The organism is Duganella flavida (genome assembly GCF_009857445.1).
Taxonomy (GTDB): Bacteria; Pseudomonadota; Gammaproteobacteria; order Burkholderiales; family Burkholderiaceae_D; genus Rugamonas; species Rugamonas flavida.
This window is the reverse complement of sequence record NZ_WWCN01000020.1, coordinates 1-18,679: the sequence shown is the minus strand read 5'-3', so window position 1 is coordinate 18,679 and position 18,679 is coordinate 1. Positions and strand designations below refer to the sequence as shown.

Sequence of the window (18,679 nt, the reverse complement as noted above, 5' to 3'; positions counted from 1 at the left end):
GTCATTCCTTAATCAGGGCGGCGTACTCTGGAAACGCCACGAGTCCGCACACATCTGGTCGATATTCCGCGTCGCTTTCCAGCCCAGTTCGCGTTCGGCCAGGCCGGGATCCGCGTAGCAGGCAGCGATGTCGCCGGGGCGACGCGCCACCACCTGGAAAGGGACGGGACGGCCGCTGGCCACTTCAAAAGCGCGCACCATTTCCAGCACGCTATTGCCCCGGCCGGTGCCTAAATTGTAAGTATAAATGCCAACACCCGTCGCCAGCTTGGACAAGGTCGCCAAATGGCCTTGCGCTAAATCAACTACATGGATGTAATCGCGCAGGCCGGTGCCGTCTGGAGTCGGATAATCGTTGCCGTAGACCGACAACTGGGCGCGCCGGCCGGCCGCCACCTGGGCGATATACGGCACCAGGTTATTCGGGATGCCGTTCGGCTCTTCGCCGATCAGGCCGCTCTCATGGGCGCCCACCGGATTGAAGTAGCGCAGCAGCGCAATGCGCCAGCTGGGGTCGGCCTGGTACAGGTCGCGCAACATTTCCTCGATCATCAGCTTGCTACGGCCGTAGGGATTGGTGGCCGACAGCGGGAACTGCTCGGTAATCGGCACCGAGGCCGGATCGCCGTACACCGTGGCCGACGAACTGAACACCAGCGTCTTGACGCCGAACTTGGCCATCGTCTCAAACAGCACCAGGCTGCCGGTGACGTTGTTGTCGTAATAGCGCAGCGGCTGCTCGACCGATTCGCCCACCGCCTTCAGGCCGGCAAAGTGGATCACGGCATCAAAGCCGTGGGCGCTGAACAGCGCCTCCAGGGCGGCACGGTCGCGCACGTCGACCTCGGCAAACACCATGTCCTTGCCGGTGATACGGCTGACGCGCTGCTGCACCGCCGCTGTCGCGTTGACCAGATTGTCCGCCGCCACGACTTCATGGCCGGCATTCATCAGTTCGACGCAGGTGTGCGAACCAATGTAACCCAGTCCTCCGGTCACCAATATTTTCATCGCCACCCCTTGTTTGCGCTTATTTTACTTACCGTATGCTACCGCAACTGGCCGTCCAGCACAGCGACGATACGCTGCGCCGCCTGGCCATCCCACAGGTCGGGACGGCGGCCCTGCTTGCCTTGTCCGGCCAGGATCCTGGCCACTTCGGCCTGGATCACGGCCGGATCAGTACCGGCCAACACATTGCTGCCCTGGTCCACCGTGACCGGGCGTTCGGTGTTTTCGCGGATGGTCACGCACGGCACGCCCAGCGCCGTGGTTTCTTCCTGCAGGCCGCCGCTGTCGGTCAACACCACCGCCGCATCCTTCCACAGGTTGAGGAAGGCCATGTAGGCTTGCGGCCCCACCAGCGTGATGTTGGGGCCGAGATCGATGCCGAAGCGTTCCAGGTTGGCGCGGGTGCGCGGGTGGACCGGGAAGATCAGCGGCAGATCAGCGGCAATCGCCGTCAGCGCGCCGCCGATGCGCGCCATCATCTCGGCGCTGTCGACATTGCTCGGACGATGCAGGGTGACCACACCATAACGCGCATGGGCGCGCTTGTAGTCGTCGCCGGCCAGCGCGCTGGTGTCGCTGCGCGCCAACTGCTCGGCCTGGTAGAGCACGTTGTCGACCATCACGTGGCCGACGTAGTGGATGGCCGCGTCCGGCTTGCCCTCGCGCTGCAAGTGGCTGACGGCGCTGGGCTCGGTGACAAAGAACCAGTCCGAAATACTGTCGGTCACCAGCCGGTTGATTTCTTCCGGCATGGTCATGTCGCCGCTCCGCAGGCCGGCCTCGACGTGGGCCACCGGGATGGTGAGCTTTTTGGCGACGATGGAGCAGGCCAGCGTCGAATTGACGTCGCCCACCACCAGCACCGCGTCAGGCCGCTCGGCCACGCACAGCTGCTCAAAGCCGAGCATGATCTTGGCGGTCTGCTCGGCGTGGCTGCCGCCGCCAGCGCCCATGAACAGGTCAGGCTGGGGAATGCCCAGTTCCTCGAAGAACACCTCGTTCATCTCGCGGTCGTAGTGCTGGCCGGTGTGGATGATCTTGAAGCGCAGCCGCGCATGGCCCTGCAGCGCCCGCACGATGGGAGCGATCTTCATGAAATTCGGCCGGGCGCCGGCGACCAGGTAGAGGGTTTTCATGCCGCCGCCTTGGTGTCCGGCCAATGGCGCTCGACCAGCTCGCGCGTGTTGCGGATATTGCCGCGGCTGGAGGCGCCAAACACGATGGACTCGATATTCGGCTGGTCGCACACCCACTCAATCGCCTCTTTCGGCGCAATCGCGCCGGAAGCAAACACCGACATGGCAATCGCACGGAATTTGCGGTCGCGCAACGCGGCCTGGTAGGCCTCGAAGCCGCCCGACATGCGGAAGCCGATCTTGTTGATGTTGGCGCAGACGATAGGGTTCTCGATGCCCAGCTCGTCCAGCACGTCCAGCAGCTTCGGCAGGTTCATGGTGATGAAGCCCGGTTCGGCGTTGTAGCGCTTGCGCACGTGCTCGGCAAAGATGCGGAACGCATCCTTGAAGCCCAGGCCCAGCAGCAGGTCCACCACCACGTTCTGCAGGAAGATCACCGGCGTCTGCAGGCCGGCAAACATCTTCATTTCTGCGTCGATCAACAAGGTGGTGATACCTTCGATATCCTTGGTGGCCAGCGACATGCCGCCGCGCAGGGCGGCATTGAACAAGCCCTCGTCCGGCATGAAGCGCTTGAGCGCGCCCAGCATGCCGTCCTCGGTCACCGCGTTGGCGTACTTATGGGCGTACGGCATGCACGGCATGAATTTGAAGTCGCGGTAGCGCTCCGGGTTGGCGCGCATGTGGTCGCACACCTCGGCGATGCGGTCGTGGGTGGTGCACATGAAGGATTGCACCCCTTCGTCGTAGGCATGGTCCAGCACCTCGATGATGGCGCCGGTGTCCTGGAAGCGCATCGCCTGGGCGCGCGCCTTTTCCTCCGACATGTGGTTGACGCCGAAGAACTGATTATCACCAAATAACAAACGATCCATTTTGCTGCTCCAAGTAGGCGGTAGAGGGGATGAGGCCGGCTCAGCGGCTGCCGAAGAAGAAACCCTTCTTCTTTTTGGGCGCCTCTGGCAAGGCATCGCCATCGAGCAGCGACGGTCCCTTGGCAGCGTCCGCAATCAGCTGCGAAATCACGCGGTCGGTGGCGGCCGCCGAAGCAAACGAGTTGACGTTGTCGGCCGCGCCTTTCCCTTCGATACAGCGGACGAAGTAGTCCAGCTGCGCCGAGTACTCCTCGCCGCGCAGGTAGAAATCGACCGGCTCGGTGAGCTCGGTAGTGTAGCGCACGTTCCAGCCCTGGCGGTACGGCGCTGGCAGGCCATCGGCCTGGCGCAGGTAGACCTGCACTTCCTGGCGGTCGGCGACGATGCGGCCCTGTTTGCCCCAGATCGAGATCTTGGTGCTCATCTTGCGGAACGATTCATCGCTCCAGTTGACCGACAGCTGGGCGCTCTTGCCGCCGTCGAAGTACAGGGTGGAAAACACTTCATCGTCGGTATCGGCCGAGAAGATCTTGTTGAGCACCGAGCCACCGACGCCGCGCGGCGCGCCAAAGTACCAGGTCAGCAGGTTGAGCGGGTGGGCCGCATAATCATACAGGCAGCCGCCGCCTTCGGAACGCTGGGTACGCCAGGTCGACCCCTTCGGTTTCAGCACCACCGGGCCATAGGCTTCGGCCAGCATGTGGGTCACTTCGCCGATGGCGTCCAGTTCCAGCAGGCGCTTGACTTCCTGGAAGGCGCCGACAAAGCGGTAGTGGTAGCCGACCTGGTTGACCAGGCCTTTTTCCTGCGCCAGGCGGGTCAGTTCCTCACCCTCGGCGTTGTCCAGGCAAAACGGCTTTTCGCAAAACACGTGCAGGTTTTTCTCCAGCGCGGCGCGCACCATGCGCGCGTGCATGGACGACGGCGTGGCAATGATGATGGCGTCCAGTTCGACTTCGCGCAGCATGGCGTCGAAATCGGTGTAGGTCGGCACCCCGGTATATTTGTTCAGCACATCGAGCACATAGCCGGTGGCGTCACATACCGCCGCCACTTTGACGCGCGCGTGCGCGTTGATCATCGCGTGGTGCGACAAGCCCATTTTGCCCAGTCCTACTACGGCGAGACGTATCATGTGATTTTTCCTCAATCTAATGTGGGGGAAGCGGTCAGGCCGCGCGATTCAATAAGGTCTGTTTTACCAGTGCATAGGCTTGCTTGCCTTTTTCCAGCAGGCCGCGGTTGGGCGGCTGCTGGGCGGCGCGCTGCAGGTAATCCAGCGCCTGCGCTGCCGTCAGCTGCGGCCGGTGCAGGAAGGCGTTTTGTTGCAGCAGGTGCTGGTCGACGTCCAGCAATTCATCCTGGTAGACCGAGATGGTCGGCACGCCGAGCACCGCCATCTCGCGCGTCATGGTGCCGCCGGCGCCGATAAACAGATCGCAGTCGGGCGCAATGTCGGCGATGTCAAGCGCGGTGGTCACCACCTGCACGCCGCCAAAGCGGGCGTCCTGGTAGTGCACGCCCTGCTCTTTGCCGCGCGGCAGCAGCACCACGTCGACCTGGTCCTTCAGGCCCAGCACCAGCTCATCAAGGAAGTTGCGGCTGCCCTTGTAGTACTGGGCCGTCCACGGTTCGGGACGCAGATAGACTTTCTTGCGCGCCGCCGGATCGCGCGGCGGCCGCACCGCCTGCGCCAGGCGCTGGTCCAGCTCCCACAGGTACAGGCCTTCCTTGACACCCGGGTAAGGCAGCACCTTGCGCGGATTGGCCCACTGCTTGCGCAGCTTTTCCATGCTGAGGAATTCCGGCACCATGATGCGCTTGGCGCAAATGAAGGCCGGAATATTGCCCATGGCGTGTTCGTTGTCATTCATGTAGATCGACGGGATGCCCATCAGCCGCGCCACCACCGGCGAGTGGAACGAGCTTTGCGAAATGGCGACGTCGACGCGCTTGCCGGCCAGGAAGCGGCACAGCTGCCACACCCGCACCGGGAAGCCAAACAGCTTGGCCGACAGCTTGCCGCCATAGTGCTGGCCCACCACTTCGTACTTGAAGCCGTGCAGGTCCAGCAGGTCGATGGTGTTGGCCAGCGGCCGGCAGGTGATGATGACCTCGTGCTCGCGCTCGAGGTCGCGGATCATCGCCGCAAACATATTGATGTGCGGTGAGTTCGTCAGTTCAAACCAGATGCGCATGCCTGTCCTTGTGTATGTCAATGCTTGATCAGCGTGAAGCGGCTGCGCAGGCGGGTAGTGGCATCAACCGGGCCGGCGACGCGCAGCACCGGGCTGGCTTCGCGCTCGTAAAAGCGCGGCGAGCTCCAGCCCAGCGGCGGCATTTCCTGGCCCTGCACCAGGGTGATGCTGCAGCCGGGCGCATCGATTTCCACGCGCAGGCTGACGGCGCGGCCATGCACCAGCCAGGCCTCGCCGTCGCGCTCGATGCGGCAATGGGCGGCAAAGTGCCAGTGCAGCGCGGCCTGGTGGGCGGCCTGGCACTCGAAGCGGTCGGTCACCGCCAGCGTACCGGCGCTGCGGTCCAGCTGCAGCGCGCGCACATGGCGCAGCGGGTCGTCCAGTCGCAGGTAGCCGTCGTGGCTGGCTTCAAGGTCCAGCTGCACGCCATCGTCCTGGTAGGTGTGCATGCGGCTGGCAATATCGCGCAGCCACAGGAAGCTGCCGCCATATACCGACTGGTCGCTGCCGTCGATCTGCACCGTATTGTGGGCGCTGGTGCCGCGGAAGTAATGGCGCAGCGCTGGCGCGGCGTTGTAGCAATAAGTGCCGGGATCGATCAGGAAATCCTCCCCCTCGGCCGCCAGCAACAACGCCAGCGCATCAGCATGGCCATGGCCGGCAATGCGGTTGTAGCCGAGCGGGCCGATATCCATGATCAGGCGCAGCGGCGCGTCGGCGGCGGCGCCGTGGTCGGTCACCAGATAGCCGCCTTCGGCAAACCATTGCGGCCACTGTGCCGGGCTGTCGACCGGCACTGCGGCCGGCACCAGCAGGCTGCTGCGCGCCGGCGTGGCGGCACTATCGAGCGCCGCCAGCTTGGCGTCCAGCAGCGGCGCCTGCAGCAGGCGAGCGCCTGCCGCCAGCATGGCTTCATAAGGCGTGCGGGCGCCATCGCCCAGCAGGCGGAACACCTTGCCATCGTCGGCGTCGCCGATCGGCGCTACCCGGCCGTGGCGGTCCAGCATGGCTGCCATGAACAGCAGCGCGGCGTGCAGGCGCTGGTCGAAGGCAGCACTGAAGCGGCGCCCGCCAGCAGCGACAGACAGTCGCGCGGCCAGCAGGAATTCCAGCGAAAACTTGTGATAGCACAGCGCCTGTTCGAGGTTGACGCCATCAGCGGCAAACTGCTTGACCATCTCCTCTTCCAGAATGCGCTCGGCGCGCTCGGCCAGCGCGCGCACCGGCCGCCAGCGGTCCCAGGTAACGGCGCCCACCACCACTCCGGCCGCTTCGCCGATCAGGTGATTGTCGGACGAGGAATGGAAGGAGTAGTTGTCGCTGGCAAAGCGGATGTGCTGGTAAATGCTGTCCAGCCAGCGCGCCAGCCGTTGCTGGCCGGCGGCGCCGGCAAACAGCGGCGACTCGGCGCCGCCCACCAGGTGCCAGACGATGCTCCAGTTGATCAGGCGAATGCCATGCTCGACCGGCGACGACCAGTTGGCGCCGCGCGCGTACGGGCAAGCGGCCAGCCAGCTGTCGAGCAAGCGGCCCAGCAGTTCCAGGTAGCGGGGGTGGCCGCTCCATTGCCAGGCCTGGGCCAGCGGCACCCACCACACGTGGCGGTTGAGCTCCCACAGGTATTTGATGTCGACCTCGCCCAGATGGCGGAAGTCGATGTCAAGGCCAAAGCTGAGCGGAATCGCGGTACCGGTCTTGGGGTCGCGGTTCCAGTCGGGACTGCCGTCATTGAGCGGCACCACGGTATCGAATACCGGCACGCCATGCGCGATCAGGGCGTCGGCTGCAGCCAGCACCTCGGCCTGGCCGCAGCGCTCGCTGGGCAGCGCCACCCATGGCGCGCCATAGGCGGCATCGGCCATCGCCGGCGGCACCCGCGCGGCGTCAAACCAGCCACGGCCCTGGGCGGCAGCGCGCAGCACACCGTGCACGCGGTAGGGCACCTCGGCCGGGGAAATCCGGCTCAGGCGGCGGATCAGCCAGCGCAGCCGGCTGGTGTTGTTGTTAGTTGCTGCCATCATGCCCTTTTACCTCGCCGCGCAGGCGCGCATACACGCCGGCCAGCGTGGCCGTCATGGCCGTGCTGCTGTAGCCGGCCTCGATGGTCGCGCGGCCGCGCGCACCGAGGCGCGCGCACAGGTCTGCATCGTCCAGCAATGCCGCCAGTGCGGCCGTCAGCGCCGGTACATCGCCGGGCGCCACCAATAATCCATTTTCGCCATCGGCCACTAGCTGCGGGATGCCGCCCACCGGCGTGGCCACCACCGGGCAGCTGCACGCCATCGCTTCGAGCAGCGCCATCGGCAGGCCTTCGCGGTAGGACGGCAGCACCAGCAAGGTGGCCTGGGCCAGCTCCTGCGCCACTTGTTCGCGGCTCAGCCAGCCGCGCAGCTGCAGCACGTCCTTCAGACCCAGTTCGGCCGCGCGCGCGCTGACCCGCTCCAGGTCGCCGTCGCCGCCCAGCACCAGTTGCAGTTGCGGCCGCGACGGCGCCAACGCCGCCAAGGCGACCAGCAAGTCATCGATGCCCTTGGCGGTTTCAGCGCGGCCGAGGAACAGCACCCGGCCCGGCTGGCGTCCTTCCGGCGCCACCGGCGGCGGCAACACCACCGCATTCGGCAATACCGTTACCGCCGCTGCCGGCGCCATCCCGGCCACAAACTCGGCCCAGCTATCGGACAGCACCAGCACGGCGCTGGCGCGGCTGAAGCTGTGCTGTATCCAGCGGCGCAACAGCGGACCGGCCTGCTCGGTGTAGTCGGCAAAGCCGCCGCCATGCAAATGCAGCACGGTGCGGCAGCCGAAGCGCCGCGCTACCGCCAGCAGCAGCGACTTGCGCAGGAAGCTGGCGCGCGAGGCGGTATGCACGTGGACGATGGCGGGCCGCGCCACGCAGCAGCGCCACAACAGGGTTGCCAGCGCGCCGCCAAACGAGCGCAACTTGGTCCAGGCGCCGCCATCGCGGTGGCTGGCCACCAGCTCGACGCCGTGTTGCGCGGCAAATGGCGCTTGCGCCAGGCCGGCCACCACGGCGGCCACGCCGCCGCGGCCGCTGGCGTCCGTGCTGAACATTAAGACCTGGCCGGCCGGCCACGCTGCATCTGCTTGCATCGCCGCGCCTAATCGATGCACGCGGCGCCGAAGTACTGGCTGATGTCCAGGTGCTGGACCAGCATGCGCAGCTTGCCGTTCTTGGTGCGCGTCAGCTCCCCGACCACTTGCACCTCGGCCGTGCAGCCGCCCTGGGTCTTTTCTTCCACCGCGTGGGCGATGCGTGCGCGCACCTCGTCCGACAGCGGCTTGCGGGTCACTACGTTGAGCACGAAATGGCCGGGCTGCGACTGCTCGTACTGGATCTGCTCAAAGTCGGCAATCTCGGAGAAGTGCGCGGCGCCCATGGTGCAGATCGAAATCAGGCGGTGGTCGTGGCACACCAGGAATTCCTGCAGGCGGCCCTCGATCCGCTCCACCGCCGGGTAACCCGGCAGCAGCGGATGCGGCTGGGCCGACAGCACCGCCATGTCGCCCGTGCGGTAACGCACGAACGGCATGACCTGGTTATCAAAACCGGTGCCGACGATTTCGCCCAGCACGCCAGGCGTGGTGATCACTTCGCCCTGCGGGTCAACCAGCTCGAAATGGCCGTACTGCGGCCAGAAGAAGCAGCGCTCATCGTCCGGCATCGAAGCCGCCATCAGTACCCGCTCGGTATGGCCGTAATGCTGCAGCACCGGGCAGTCGAACACTTCGCCCAGCAGGGCCTTCTGGTTGTCGTAGACGTTTTCGGAAAACAGCAGCACCGCTTCGATGCCCGCCTGGACCTCGGGCGCCGGGTGCTCCTTGAGCCAGCGCGCCAGCGGATAGGCAGCCGACGGGAAGGCGCTGATGATGCGCGGCTTCCACTGGCGCATGGCCTCGACGTAGTCCGCCATGTGTTCGCGCTCCAGGTGATCGGTGCTGAGGATCAGGTGGCGCTTGATCGGCTCATACATCCACAAGGCGCCGCCGCGCTTGACGGTCGGCACATTGCGTCCGCGCATGGCCAGCACCACATCGGTCGGACGCAGCTTGACGCGGTCGTGGAAGTACTGGACGAAGGCGTGCTCCTTGGCGCGCGACACGCCGCGCTGCAAGTACAGCTTCATCGGGGTCGAGGTCGAGCCGCCGGTAAAGGTCGGGAAGCGATGCTTGGCCTCCATGGCAGTCGACAGGTAAGCCTCGGGCGCCTGCTTGATAGCGTCTTTGCTGGTGAATGGCAACTGGCGCAGCACCGCTTCCGGATCGTCCAGCTGGGCCAGCAGGTGGCGGTAGGTGGCGTACGCCGGCACCGTCTCGATGGCCCAGCGCAGCGTGCTGGCCAGCTTGCTGCGGCTCAGCGCTTTCAGCGCGACCGGATCGCTGACGCCGGCTTCGGCCAGGTAGCGGCCGTAAGCGGGGCCATGGCGCCAGGAGGCCGGCACCAGCGCATACACGCGGCCAACGCTGGCCTTCAGCCATTGTGGTGAATTGATGTACGCCGCCAGCAGGGGGTGCAGGAAATCTTCAATCGACATACATACTCCTTGAATGTGGGCACCAGCTCATACCTGGCTCGCCGCGATGGCAGCTTCCGTCTTGGCCACCATGATATCGACCGAATAGCGTTCCAGTACCAGTGCCCTGCCGCGCTGTCCCATGCGGCGGCGCAGGGCCGCGTCCTGACCCAGTGTCAGCATCGCCTTCACCAGCGCCGCGACGTCGCGCGGCGGCACGATCAGCCCGGTCTCGCCGTCCAGCACCGCCTCGCGCGCGCCGCCCAGGTCGGAGGCGATCATCGGCACTTCCAGCGCCAGCGATTCCAGCATGGCCAGCGAAAAAGTTTCAACCGCCACCGACGGCAGCAGCGCAAAGTCGGCGCCACCCAGCACCGGGCGCACGTCCGGCAAATTGCCAAGGAAGCGGATGTGCGCCGCCAGCCCGCGCTGGCGCGCCTGCTCGGTCACGGCGGCGCGCAGCGGGCCGTCGCCAGCGCACAGCAGCACCAGACCGGGCAGCTGGCGCAGCACTTGCTCCAGCGCGTCGAGCACCAGGGCGTGGGCTTTTTCCGGCCGGAAGGCGGCAATGTGGGCCACCACCAGCGCATCGTCGGCGATGCCGTGCAGGCGGCGCAATTCGGCGCCGGCCTGGCGCGCGGCCAGCGGTTCGAAACGGCCGACATCAATGCCGTTATGTACCGTCACGGCCAGCTTGCGGATGAACGGATACTTGGCCTCCCAATAGGCGCGCTGGGCGTCGCACACAAACACAATCTGCTCGCACTGGCGCATCAGCCACTGGTACAGCAGGCGGTCCTGCCACTCGGCCTTGGCATTGCGGTTGATGGTGGTGTGGATCGCCACCACCAGCCGTGGACGACGGCGCGACAGGCGCGACGCCAGCCAGCCGACCAGCAGCGAAATTTGCAAGGTGCAGTGGACCACGTCAATCTGCTCGGCATCGATGGCTTGCGCCAGCCGGCGCACCGGTGTCAGGTCGCAGCGCGTGCGGCGCACCGCATGCAAGTGGCGCACCCGGCTGGCGTCGATGCGGGCCAGCTGGTCCAGTTGCGGCTCAAAGGTGAACAAATGCACACCATAGCGCGCAGGGTCGATACGGTTGGCCAGATCCACCACCTGGTTTTCCGCACCTGCCCTAAGCAAGCTCGGCAGTACCATCATCAGCTGAGACGTCATTTCCGGTTCCACTCCAGGGTGCACCAGAATCAGGTGCGAAGGGCTTGCAGGTAGTACGCGGTCGCCTGGTCCAGGCCTTCCGCCACACGGTGCGTAGGCGCGTAGCCCAGCAGGCGGCGGATCTTGTCGGTGTTGGCTTGCGAATGGCGCACATCACCGTCGCGGAACGGCCGGTACTGCGCCTGTGCCTGCGCCACTGCCGGCAGTTCGCGCGCGACCCGCTCACGGATCAGCTCAAACAGCTCGTTAAGGGTGGTGCGGTCGCCCAGCGCGATGTTGTACACCTGGTTGAGCGCAGCCGGCTCGGTACTGCTGGCAGCCAGCAGGTTGGCTTGCACCACGTTGGCGATGAAGCAGAAGTCGCGGCTGGTCTCGCCGTCGCCATTGATCAGCACCGGCTCCTTGTCGAGCAAAGCCTTATACCACTTGGGGATCACGGCCGCATAGGCGCCAGCCGGATCCTGGCGCGGTCCGAACACATTGAAATAGCGCAGGCCTACGCTGTCCAGCTGATAGCAGCGGGCAAACACGTCGGCATACAGCTCGTTGACGTACTTGGTCACCGCATACGGCGACAGCGGCTTGCCGATCAGCTCTTCCACCTTGGGCAGGCCCGGATGGTCGCCATAGGTGGAGCTGGAGGCGGCATAGATGAAGCGCCCGACGCCGGCGTCGCGCGCCGCCACCAGCATATTCAGGAAGCCGGTGATGTTGACGTCATTGGTCTGCTGCGGATTTTCCAGCGAGCGCGGCACACTGCCAAGCGCAGCCTGGTGCAGCACCACCTCGGCGCCGGCGCAGGCGGCAGCACAGGCCTGCGGGTCGCGAATATCGCCTTCCATGAAGCGGAAACGCTGCCATTGCTGCGGGCTGACCAGCGCACGTACCTGCTCCAGGTTGTGCGCATGGCCGGTGGCGAAGTTATCCAGGCCAACCACTTCCTGGTCCAGTTGCAGCAGGGCTTCCAGCAGATTGGACCCAATGAAGCCGGCCACGCCCGTGACCAGCCAGCGGCGCGGCGCGGCCTGCAACTGCTGGCGCACCTGCGCGTACACGTCCGCTACCATGCTTACAGACGCCACAGGCTGATCCCCGCTGCGCGGAACTGCGCCTGATCACAAATACCTTTGACATCGATCAGCACTGGCTTGTCTTGCAGCAGGCGCTGATAGTCGGCCGGGGTCCAGCCCAGGTAGGCGTGATGGGCCACCGCCACTACGGCGGCGTGGGCCGGCTTGAGGGCGTCCACCGGCGTCAGGCTGACGCCATATTCGTGCTCGGCTTCGGCGCTGTCGGCTTCGGCGTCGGTCACTTGCACCGTCACACCGAACGATTGCAGTTCGCGGATCACGTCGATCACTTTGGAGTTGCGCAGGTCCGGGCAATTTTCTTTGAAGGTCAAGCCAAACACCGTGACGGTCGACTTGCCGACGTCATGACCGGCGCAGATCATTTGCTTGATGGTCTGCTGGGCGATGTAAGCGCCCATGCCGTCATTGATGCGGCGGCCGGCCAGGATCACTTGCGAGTGATAGCCGAGCTTTTCCGCCTTGTGGGTCAGATAGTACGGGTCAACGCCAATGCAGTGACCGCCGACCAGGCCTGGTTTGAATTTCAGGAAGTTCCACTTGGTGCCGGCCGCTTCCAGCACGTCGTTGGTGTCGATATGCATGCGCGAGAAAATCAGCGACAGCTCGTTCATCAGCGCGATATTCAAGTCGCGCTGGGTGTTTTCAATCACCTTGGCGGCCTCCGCCACCTTGATGCTGGCCGCCTTGTAGACGCCAGCCGTGACCACCGAAGCGTACACCGCAGCGACCACCTCCAGCGTGGCCGCATCCTGGCCCGACACCACTTTCTTGATCTTGGTAAAGGTATGTTCTTTGTCGCCCGGATTGATACGTTCCGGGCTATAGCCGACGGTGAAGTCGCGGCCACATTGCAGGCCCGAAACCCGTTCCAGAATCGGCACGCAGATCTCTTCGGTCACACCGGGATAGACGGTCGATTCATAGACCACGATATCGCCGCGCTTGAGCGCCTTGCCGACCGTTTCGGAGGCACGCACGACCGGCGTCAGGTCAGGCTGGTGCGCATCGTCGACGGGCGTCGGCACGGCCACGATATGGAAGTCGGCGCCAGCCAGCACGGCCGTATCAGCGGTGTAGACGATGTCCGTGCGCTGCAACTCGGCGGCAGCCACTTCATTGGTGCGGTCATGGCCGTTGCGCAGTTCCGTCAGGCGCACTTCATTGATATCGAAACCGATGGTGGGCGCACTGCTGCCGAAAGCGACGGCCACAGGCAAGCCCACATAGCCCAGTCCAACGACAGAAATTTTCCGATTATGCATGGCAACCAGCTCTCTAGTAACAGCTCTCTACAGTGAAAGGCACCACATCTTCAGCGCCACGTAAGCATTGCAATTCTTGCTACAACTATGCACCCGAACTATACCGGAATAATTCAGTATCGACAATACGCCCACCAGTGCGTGCGGGGCTAGCGGCGAAAAAAAAACGCCTTCCCCCGCTGCCGGAGGAAGGCGCCTTGATCGGCCTGATGTGCTTAGTCAGGCAGGCGGATACGCATGTAGAAGACCGACTGCAAGCCCTTGCCGTCAACGTTGTGGCAGGTCGAACTATCGTAAGGAACACCGCTGACGATGGTGGTCGTGCAGGCATTCATGATGGCGTCCACGTACAGACTCTCAGGATTGCCACCGCGGGGGGCCGCCAGGAAAGTTACGCCATCCAGCGCGTACGGCAAGGTCGCCTTGCCCACATCGGTGTAAGCCCCCAGCGTGAACGACAGCTTGCCGTCAGCGCCAGCCGTTTCCTTGACCGGATAGATGAAGAATTGCGAGCTCTTGGTGCCGCGGTTAGTCCACATCAGCCACTGGCGTCCCTTGGCATCCTCAAAATAGCGGACATTGCCATAGATCTCGATGGTCGGCCAGCGACCGTCATACAACACCACGCCGGTTGGGCTGGTGACGGTCAGGTAAGTGCCGTAGACGCTGGAATTGGTCGGATCTTCCTTGTGCAAGCTGGTGAAGGTGCGGCCCTTGCTATCCACATAGGAATCGATCAGTTTGGCCGCTGGCGCCTTGGTAGCCCCCGTCGGGGCTGCAATCGGCGCCGTCGAATCGGTCTGGGCCCAGCTGGCATCACTACTCAGGCCGGAACGCCAGGCGCGATTGCCGTTGTAGACATACGGGAATGTCGACGGGTCGAGCAAAGGCACGTTTGAGGCGGTCTTGTACAGGTCGCGCTGGGCGACGCCATACAAGCCATCGCCGATGCCTTTCGGGCTGACGAACAGGTAGTCATAGCCATGGCGCAAACCGATCAAGTGCTGCACTTGCGTGCCCCAGGTCCAGGACTTGGTGGCGGCGGTATATTTGCCGCAGGCATATTCGGTGCGCGCCTGCGAGGTCACAATCGGGTTAGCCAGTTCACGCGATGCCTTGACGCAGATGGTGCCATCCGCGCCAATGGCAAAGTTACCGTACTGGCGGAACTTGGCAGGCAGCACCTGCCATGAGCCTGGTACGACGACGGGGGTCTTAAACGACGACGAGCTGGCATAGACGGTCGGCACACTGTTCGGCCACGTCACCACGTAGGCACTATCGTCACGCGCATCGCGCAACAAGCCCACATCGTCGGTCGTCGGGCCGATCGCCTCCTGCGCCCAAGTGCCCACGGCACTGGTGGTTGGGGCGCGTTTCATCAGCCGCCAGTACGGGGTACCGGTGGTCCGGTCGGTGTACAGATAGGCAATGCGCACGGTGCCATCAGCGTGGCGTGTGATGCGCGGCTGATGACCGCCCCAGCTGTTCATAATCGTGTCATTCACGCCGACATTAGCGTCGGTGGCCACAGCCTCGAAGCGGTCGACGTAGGGCACCGTCACCACTGGTGCGGCGAAAACGGGCGCCAAGCCCAGCGCCAGCGCCGACGCCATGATTAACCGTGCTGGCACACCTACTGTGCGGCCAGCAACGTAATCTTGAGAAAAAGATACCTTAGCCATTTCGAATCTCCATGAACAGATGTTTACTGAACGACGCTTCAGTGCGATTTTTCCGCGCGCCGCGCATTTGTCACCTGTGGCTGCGGCGCCCCACCACTTTGCTGTCCTACCACCTCTACCACCTTAAGCCGGCAGTAACGACAGCCACTGCATGTTCGAAGATTATTCTCGCAAGAAAAAGTCTGACGGCAACTTCAATTATGCACTTGATAATTCTTGAGAACCAATCCTGACACCAAACATCCTAGCATACTTTCGCAAAAAAAAATTTCCCCATGGAAAAATAAGTGGTGACAACGGGCATCAGTGTGGTGGCGCCGCCGCAGCCCCCGTCCCGATTGCGAGCGCAGGGGCTGATCTATTATAATAGCGGCAAGTTCCTTCGCCCCATCCCTGCCGGAGATTGCCCTGAGCACTGCACTACAGCCCTCCCCCCATGCCCTGGGCTACCGCCCTGATATTGACGGCCTGCGTGCCGTGGCCGTGCTGGCAGTGGTGCTGTACCACGCCTGGCCAGCCTGGATTCCTGGCGGTTTCATCGGCGTCGATATCTTTTTCGTCATCTCCGGTTACCTGATCAGCGTGATCATCATGTCGCAGCTCGTCTCCGGGAGCTTCAGCCTGGCCGACTTCTATGCGCGCCGCGTCCGGCGCATCTTTCCGGCCCTGCTACTGGTCATGCTCGCCACCGCCGTGTTCGGCTGGACCGTCCTGCTGCAAGGCGAATTCCGCCAGCTGGGCCGGCACACCGCCGCCGGCAGCGGCTTCGTGTCCAACCTGGTGTTGTGGCAGGAGGCTGGTTACTTCGATAACGCGGCGACCACCAAACCGTTGCTCCACCTGTGGTCGCTCGGCGTGGAAGAACAGTTCTACCTGCTGTGGCCACTGATCCTGTGGCTGGTGTTCCGCCGTCATTTCAACTTCCTGCTGGTGACGGCGCTGATCTTCTGCGCCTCGATGGCGCTGAACCTGGCAACGGTGCAGGGCGACCCGACCAGCGCCTTTTACTCGCCAGCCACGCGCTTCTGGGAGCTGATGTCCGGCGGCATCGCCGCCTATCTGCAACTGCACCATGCGCCCTGGTCGACACGGCTGCAGCGCTGGGCCTCATGGGGCGGTGGCGCCCTGCTGGCGCTCGGCTTTGCCCTGATCAAGGCGCAACTGCCCTTCCCCGGCTGGTGGGCCGTGCTGCCAGTCAGCGGCGCCTTCCTGCTGATCATGGCTGGCCCGGCCGCCCCGCTGAATGCACGCCTGCTCGGCGCGCGCCCAGCCGTCTGGATCGGCCTGATCAGCTACCCGCTGTACCTGTGGCACTGGCCACTGCTGGCCTACGGCTTCATCGTGTATGGCGAAAAGCCCAGCTACAGCGTCAAACTGGCGCTGGTGGGCGCAGCCTTTGTGCTGGCCACGCTCACTTACCGCATGCTGGAGCTGCCGCTGCGGCGCGTCGCCAACAAACGCGCCGTGGTGCAGCAGCTGGCCATCGGCATGGTGGCGATGGTCAGCCTGGGTGGACTGGCTGCCAGCGGCCTGCTGCGCGAACGCATCAATGCCCACGGCGCGGACGTGTTTGTCAACGCGCTCAACGACAGCGCCTACCCGGGACCCGCCTTTACGCCGCTGCGCCACCAGAATATCGTGTTCCAGCAAGTGCCGGGCCGCGGCGCCGGCCTGACCGTGTTCCTGGGCGACTCGGTAGTCCAGCATTACGGCCCCTATATCGAACAGGCGCTCACGGCGCCGCAAGCGCACACCAGCTCGGTCATCTTTGCCACCGCCGGCGGCTGTCCGCCGATTCCGCACACGGTCAAGCTGCCGCGGGTGCAGTACCCGCTGTGTCCGGCGACGGTCGAGGCGGCCTACGATCTGGCGCGCAGCGCACGCACCGACACCGTCGTCATCGGCGCTGCCTGGCAGGGCTACTTCGCCGCCGATAACCAGCTGCTGCTGTACAACGATGGCCAGCGCCAAGCCAGCTTCCCTGGCCGCGACGCCATGGAACTGGCCTACCAGTCGCTCGAGGACGGCTTGCGCAGCCTGCACGGCAAACGCCTGTTCCTGGTATTGCAGCCGCCCTCGGGCAATGCCTACGATCCGCGCAATATGTATGCGGGCTCGCGTTTTGACAGCATCCATCCGCGCGCCGTGATTCCCGAGCTCGACTATGCGCGCTACCTGCGCGATAACGCTGCCGTGCGGACGCGCCTGCAACAGATTGCCGCCCGCACCGGCGCCCAGGTCATCGATCCGGGCGCCACGCTGTGCCATGATGGGGTGTGTCCGGTGCGTGACAGCGACGGCAGGCCGCTGTACACCGATGGTATTCACATGCGCCCGTTCTACAGCCGGCGCGCCGCCACCTTCCTGGCGCCGGCACTGGTGCCGCCTGCGGCTGCAGTTGCCGCCACGGCGCCTTAGGCGCGGCGCTGCGGTGTAAGGCGCTGCTTGCGGTCGAAAATGGTCAGGCCACCACTGCTGCATAGGTGGTGGCTGCCGTCGACGCGCATCACTTCGCGCTCCACGTAATGTTGCTCGTCCAGCGCCACTACTTCATGCACGATCAGGCCCGCGCCGTAATCGCAATAGCCCTGGCGCTGGCCGACACGGAACAGGCGCTCGCCTTCCCACAACAATCCGCCGTTGCGCCCGCCATCACTGTCGATCTTGACCGGATTATTCGGGTGCGCCGTCCAGTGGCTGCTGCGCGGCGAATCCGCGTGGAACAGATGTAGTTCGGAACAGTGGTCACCCGCCATGCCGGGGTCGAGGTTGGTCAGCATCCACCATTTTCCCGCGCGCGGGAATAGCATGGTGTCGGCGGCGGCCACCTGGTCCATCAGCACGTCCGAGCATTCCCAGCGCATCGGAAACTCAACGCAGCGGTACAGGCGAATCTGGCGCGACGCCGAAATTTCCGGGCACATGTACAGCTCGTCCTGGTAGCGCAGCAGATAGGGGAAGGACAGGTGCTCCGGCTCGATCAGGCAGGGCCCCAGCTCGCGCCAGCGATCGCCATCGCGGCGCAGCACGGCAATATGGCCGAGGCGGCGCGCCTCATCATAGTCTTCAAAGAAGCAATAGGTCTGGCCGCCTTCCTCCAGCAGGAAGGGATCGGCCCAGAAATGTCGGTCCGGCATGGCCGGCATCGGCGCCGCGCCGTCAAACACGGTGCGCCAGCTGGCTTCGGCCGCGGCCAGTGTCCAGCGCGAATGGCGCGGCTGGTAACGGCCGCGCCATTGGTAGTGCAGGCGTCGCCAGCCCACGCGCGCCAGGTAGCACAATTCATCCAGCAAGCTGGCGCGCCCGGCTGGCGCTGGCGCTGGCGCCAGCGGCGCCAGCGGCGCCGGCCAGTCGGCACCGCCGGCTACGCGCGACAACAATAGCGCCAGCTGCCGGCAGCCGTGTGCAACGATAACGGCGTGGTTGTGCGCAAATCGTTCGCGGGTCTTGTAAAAGCCCTGCGCGTAACGCCGCCCACTGGCGTCGTCCAGCGCGTAGCCGGTCTTGGCCCAGGCATGGAAGCACTCCCAGAAACCCAGCTCGGCATCGGGACCCAGGCGCGGGTCGGCCGCGACCAGGGCCAGCGATCCCAGCCGCGCAGCGCCGGCCACCGCCGCGCTGCAGGCGCTACCGTCGATGCTGATCACGACATCCAGCTGCAAGGCGGCCAAGGCGGCCGGCGTCAGCGCCGCCAGCGCCTGCACCGGCAC

The 18,679-nt window shown here is 64.6% G+C and carries 14 protein-coding genes; 1 reads left to right on the top strand and 13 read right to left on the bottom strand.

The window, feature by feature from the left end; translation table 11 throughout:
• Window positions 1-12 precede the first annotated feature (12 nt).
• The 12 genes from galE to GTP46_RS24980 form a co-directional block, all read right to left on the bottom strand.
• Window positions 13-1,011 (bottom strand): UDP-glucose 4-epimerase GalE, encoded by a 999-nt coding sequence (galE, locus tag GTP46_RS25035; protein ID WP_161009353.1) that lies wholly within the window; start codon window positions 1,009-1,011, stop codon window positions 13-15.
• Between the two features lie 38 nt (window positions 1,012-1,049).
• Window positions 1,050-2,147 (bottom strand): non-hydrolyzing UDP-N-acetylglucosamine 2-epimerase, encoded by a 1,098-nt coding sequence (gene wecB / locus GTP46_RS25030; protein WP_161009352.1) that lies wholly within the window; start codon window positions 2,145-2,147, stop codon window positions 1,050-1,052.
• Window positions 2,144-3,022, bottom strand: coding sequence for a hypothetical protein (locus GTP46_RS25025; RefSeq protein WP_161009351.1), 879 nt, complete (start codon window positions 3,020-3,022; stop codon window positions 2,144-2,146). The genes wecB and GTP46_RS25025 overlap by 4 nt, the downstream gene beginning before the upstream one ends.
• A gap of 40 nt (window positions 3,023-3,062) precedes the next feature.
• The gene (locus GTP46_RS25020) at window positions 3,063-4,157 is read right to left on the bottom strand and encodes a Gfo/Idh/MocA family protein (protein WP_161009350.1); all 1,095 of its coding nucleotides are present in this window, start codon (window positions 4,155-4,157) and stop codon (window positions 3,063-3,065) included.
• A gap of 34 nt (window positions 4,158-4,191) precedes the next feature.
• Entirely contained in the window at window positions 4,192-5,220 is a 1,029-nt protein-coding gene (locus GTP46_RS25015) for a DUF354 domain-containing protein (RefSeq protein WP_161009349.1), read from the bottom strand.
• Window positions 5,221-5,237: 17 nt separating this feature from the next.
• On the bottom strand, window positions 5,238-7,241 hold the full coding sequence (locus GTP46_RS25010) for a heparinase II/III family protein (protein WP_161009348.1): 2,004 nt from the start codon (window positions 7,239-7,241) through the stop codon (window positions 5,238-5,240).
• On the bottom strand, window positions 7,225-8,331 hold the full coding sequence (locus GTP46_RS25005; RefSeq protein WP_161009347.1) for a glycosyltransferase family 4 protein: 1,107 nt from the start codon (window positions 8,329-8,331) through the stop codon (window positions 7,225-7,227). The genes GTP46_RS25010 and GTP46_RS25005 overlap by 17 nt, the downstream gene beginning before the upstream one ends.
• A gap of 8 nt (window positions 8,332-8,339) precedes the next feature.
• Window positions 8,340-9,773 carry a phenylacetate--CoA ligase family protein gene (locus tag GTP46_RS25000; protein ID WP_161009346.1) on the bottom strand — a complete coding sequence of 478 codons (1,434 nt, stop codon included), beginning with the start codon at window positions 9,771-9,773 and terminating at the stop codon, window positions 8,340-8,342.
• Window positions 9,774-9,800: 27 nt separating this feature from the next.
• Window positions 9,801-10,931: a glycosyltransferase family 4 protein gene (locus GTP46_RS24995; protein WP_161009345.1), complete on the bottom strand. Its 1,131-nt coding sequence runs from the start codon at window positions 10,929-10,931 to the stop codon at window positions 9,801-9,803.
• Window positions 10,932-10,960: 29 nt separating this feature from the next.
• Window positions 10,961-11,998 (bottom strand): NAD-dependent epimerase/dehydratase family protein, encoded by a 1,038-nt coding sequence (locus GTP46_RS24990; RefSeq protein WP_161009411.1) that lies wholly within the window; start codon window positions 11,996-11,998, stop codon window positions 10,961-10,963.
• A gap of 2 nt (window positions 11,999-12,000) precedes the next feature.
• Window positions 12,001-13,284, bottom strand: coding sequence for a nucleotide sugar dehydrogenase (locus GTP46_RS24985; protein WP_161009344.1), 1,284 nt, complete (start codon window positions 13,282-13,284; stop codon window positions 12,001-12,003).
• 215 nt (window positions 13,285-13,499) lie between these two features.
• Window positions 13,500-14,969 carry a hypothetical protein gene (locus GTP46_RS24980; RefSeq protein ID WP_161009343.1) on the bottom strand — a complete coding sequence of 490 codons (1,470 nt, stop codon included), beginning with the start codon at window positions 14,967-14,969 and terminating at the stop codon, window positions 13,500-13,502.
• A gap of 360 nt (window positions 14,970-15,329) precedes the next feature.
• On the opposite strand from GTP46_RS24980, the gene GTP46_RS24975 reads away from it, so the two are divergent.
• Window positions 15,330-17,387, top strand: coding sequence for an acyltransferase family protein (locus GTP46_RS24975; protein WP_371869760.1), 2,058 nt, complete (start codon window positions 15,330-15,332; stop codon window positions 17,385-17,387).
• Here the strand turns inward: GTP46_RS24975 and GTP46_RS24970 are convergent.
• Window positions 17,384-18,679 (bottom strand): glucosamine inositolphosphorylceramide transferase family protein (locus GTP46_RS24970; protein WP_443093207.1); only part of this gene is annotated, 1,296 nt, incomplete at its 5' end. The two genes, GTP46_RS24975 and GTP46_RS24970, sit on opposite strands and share 4 nt — an antisense overlap.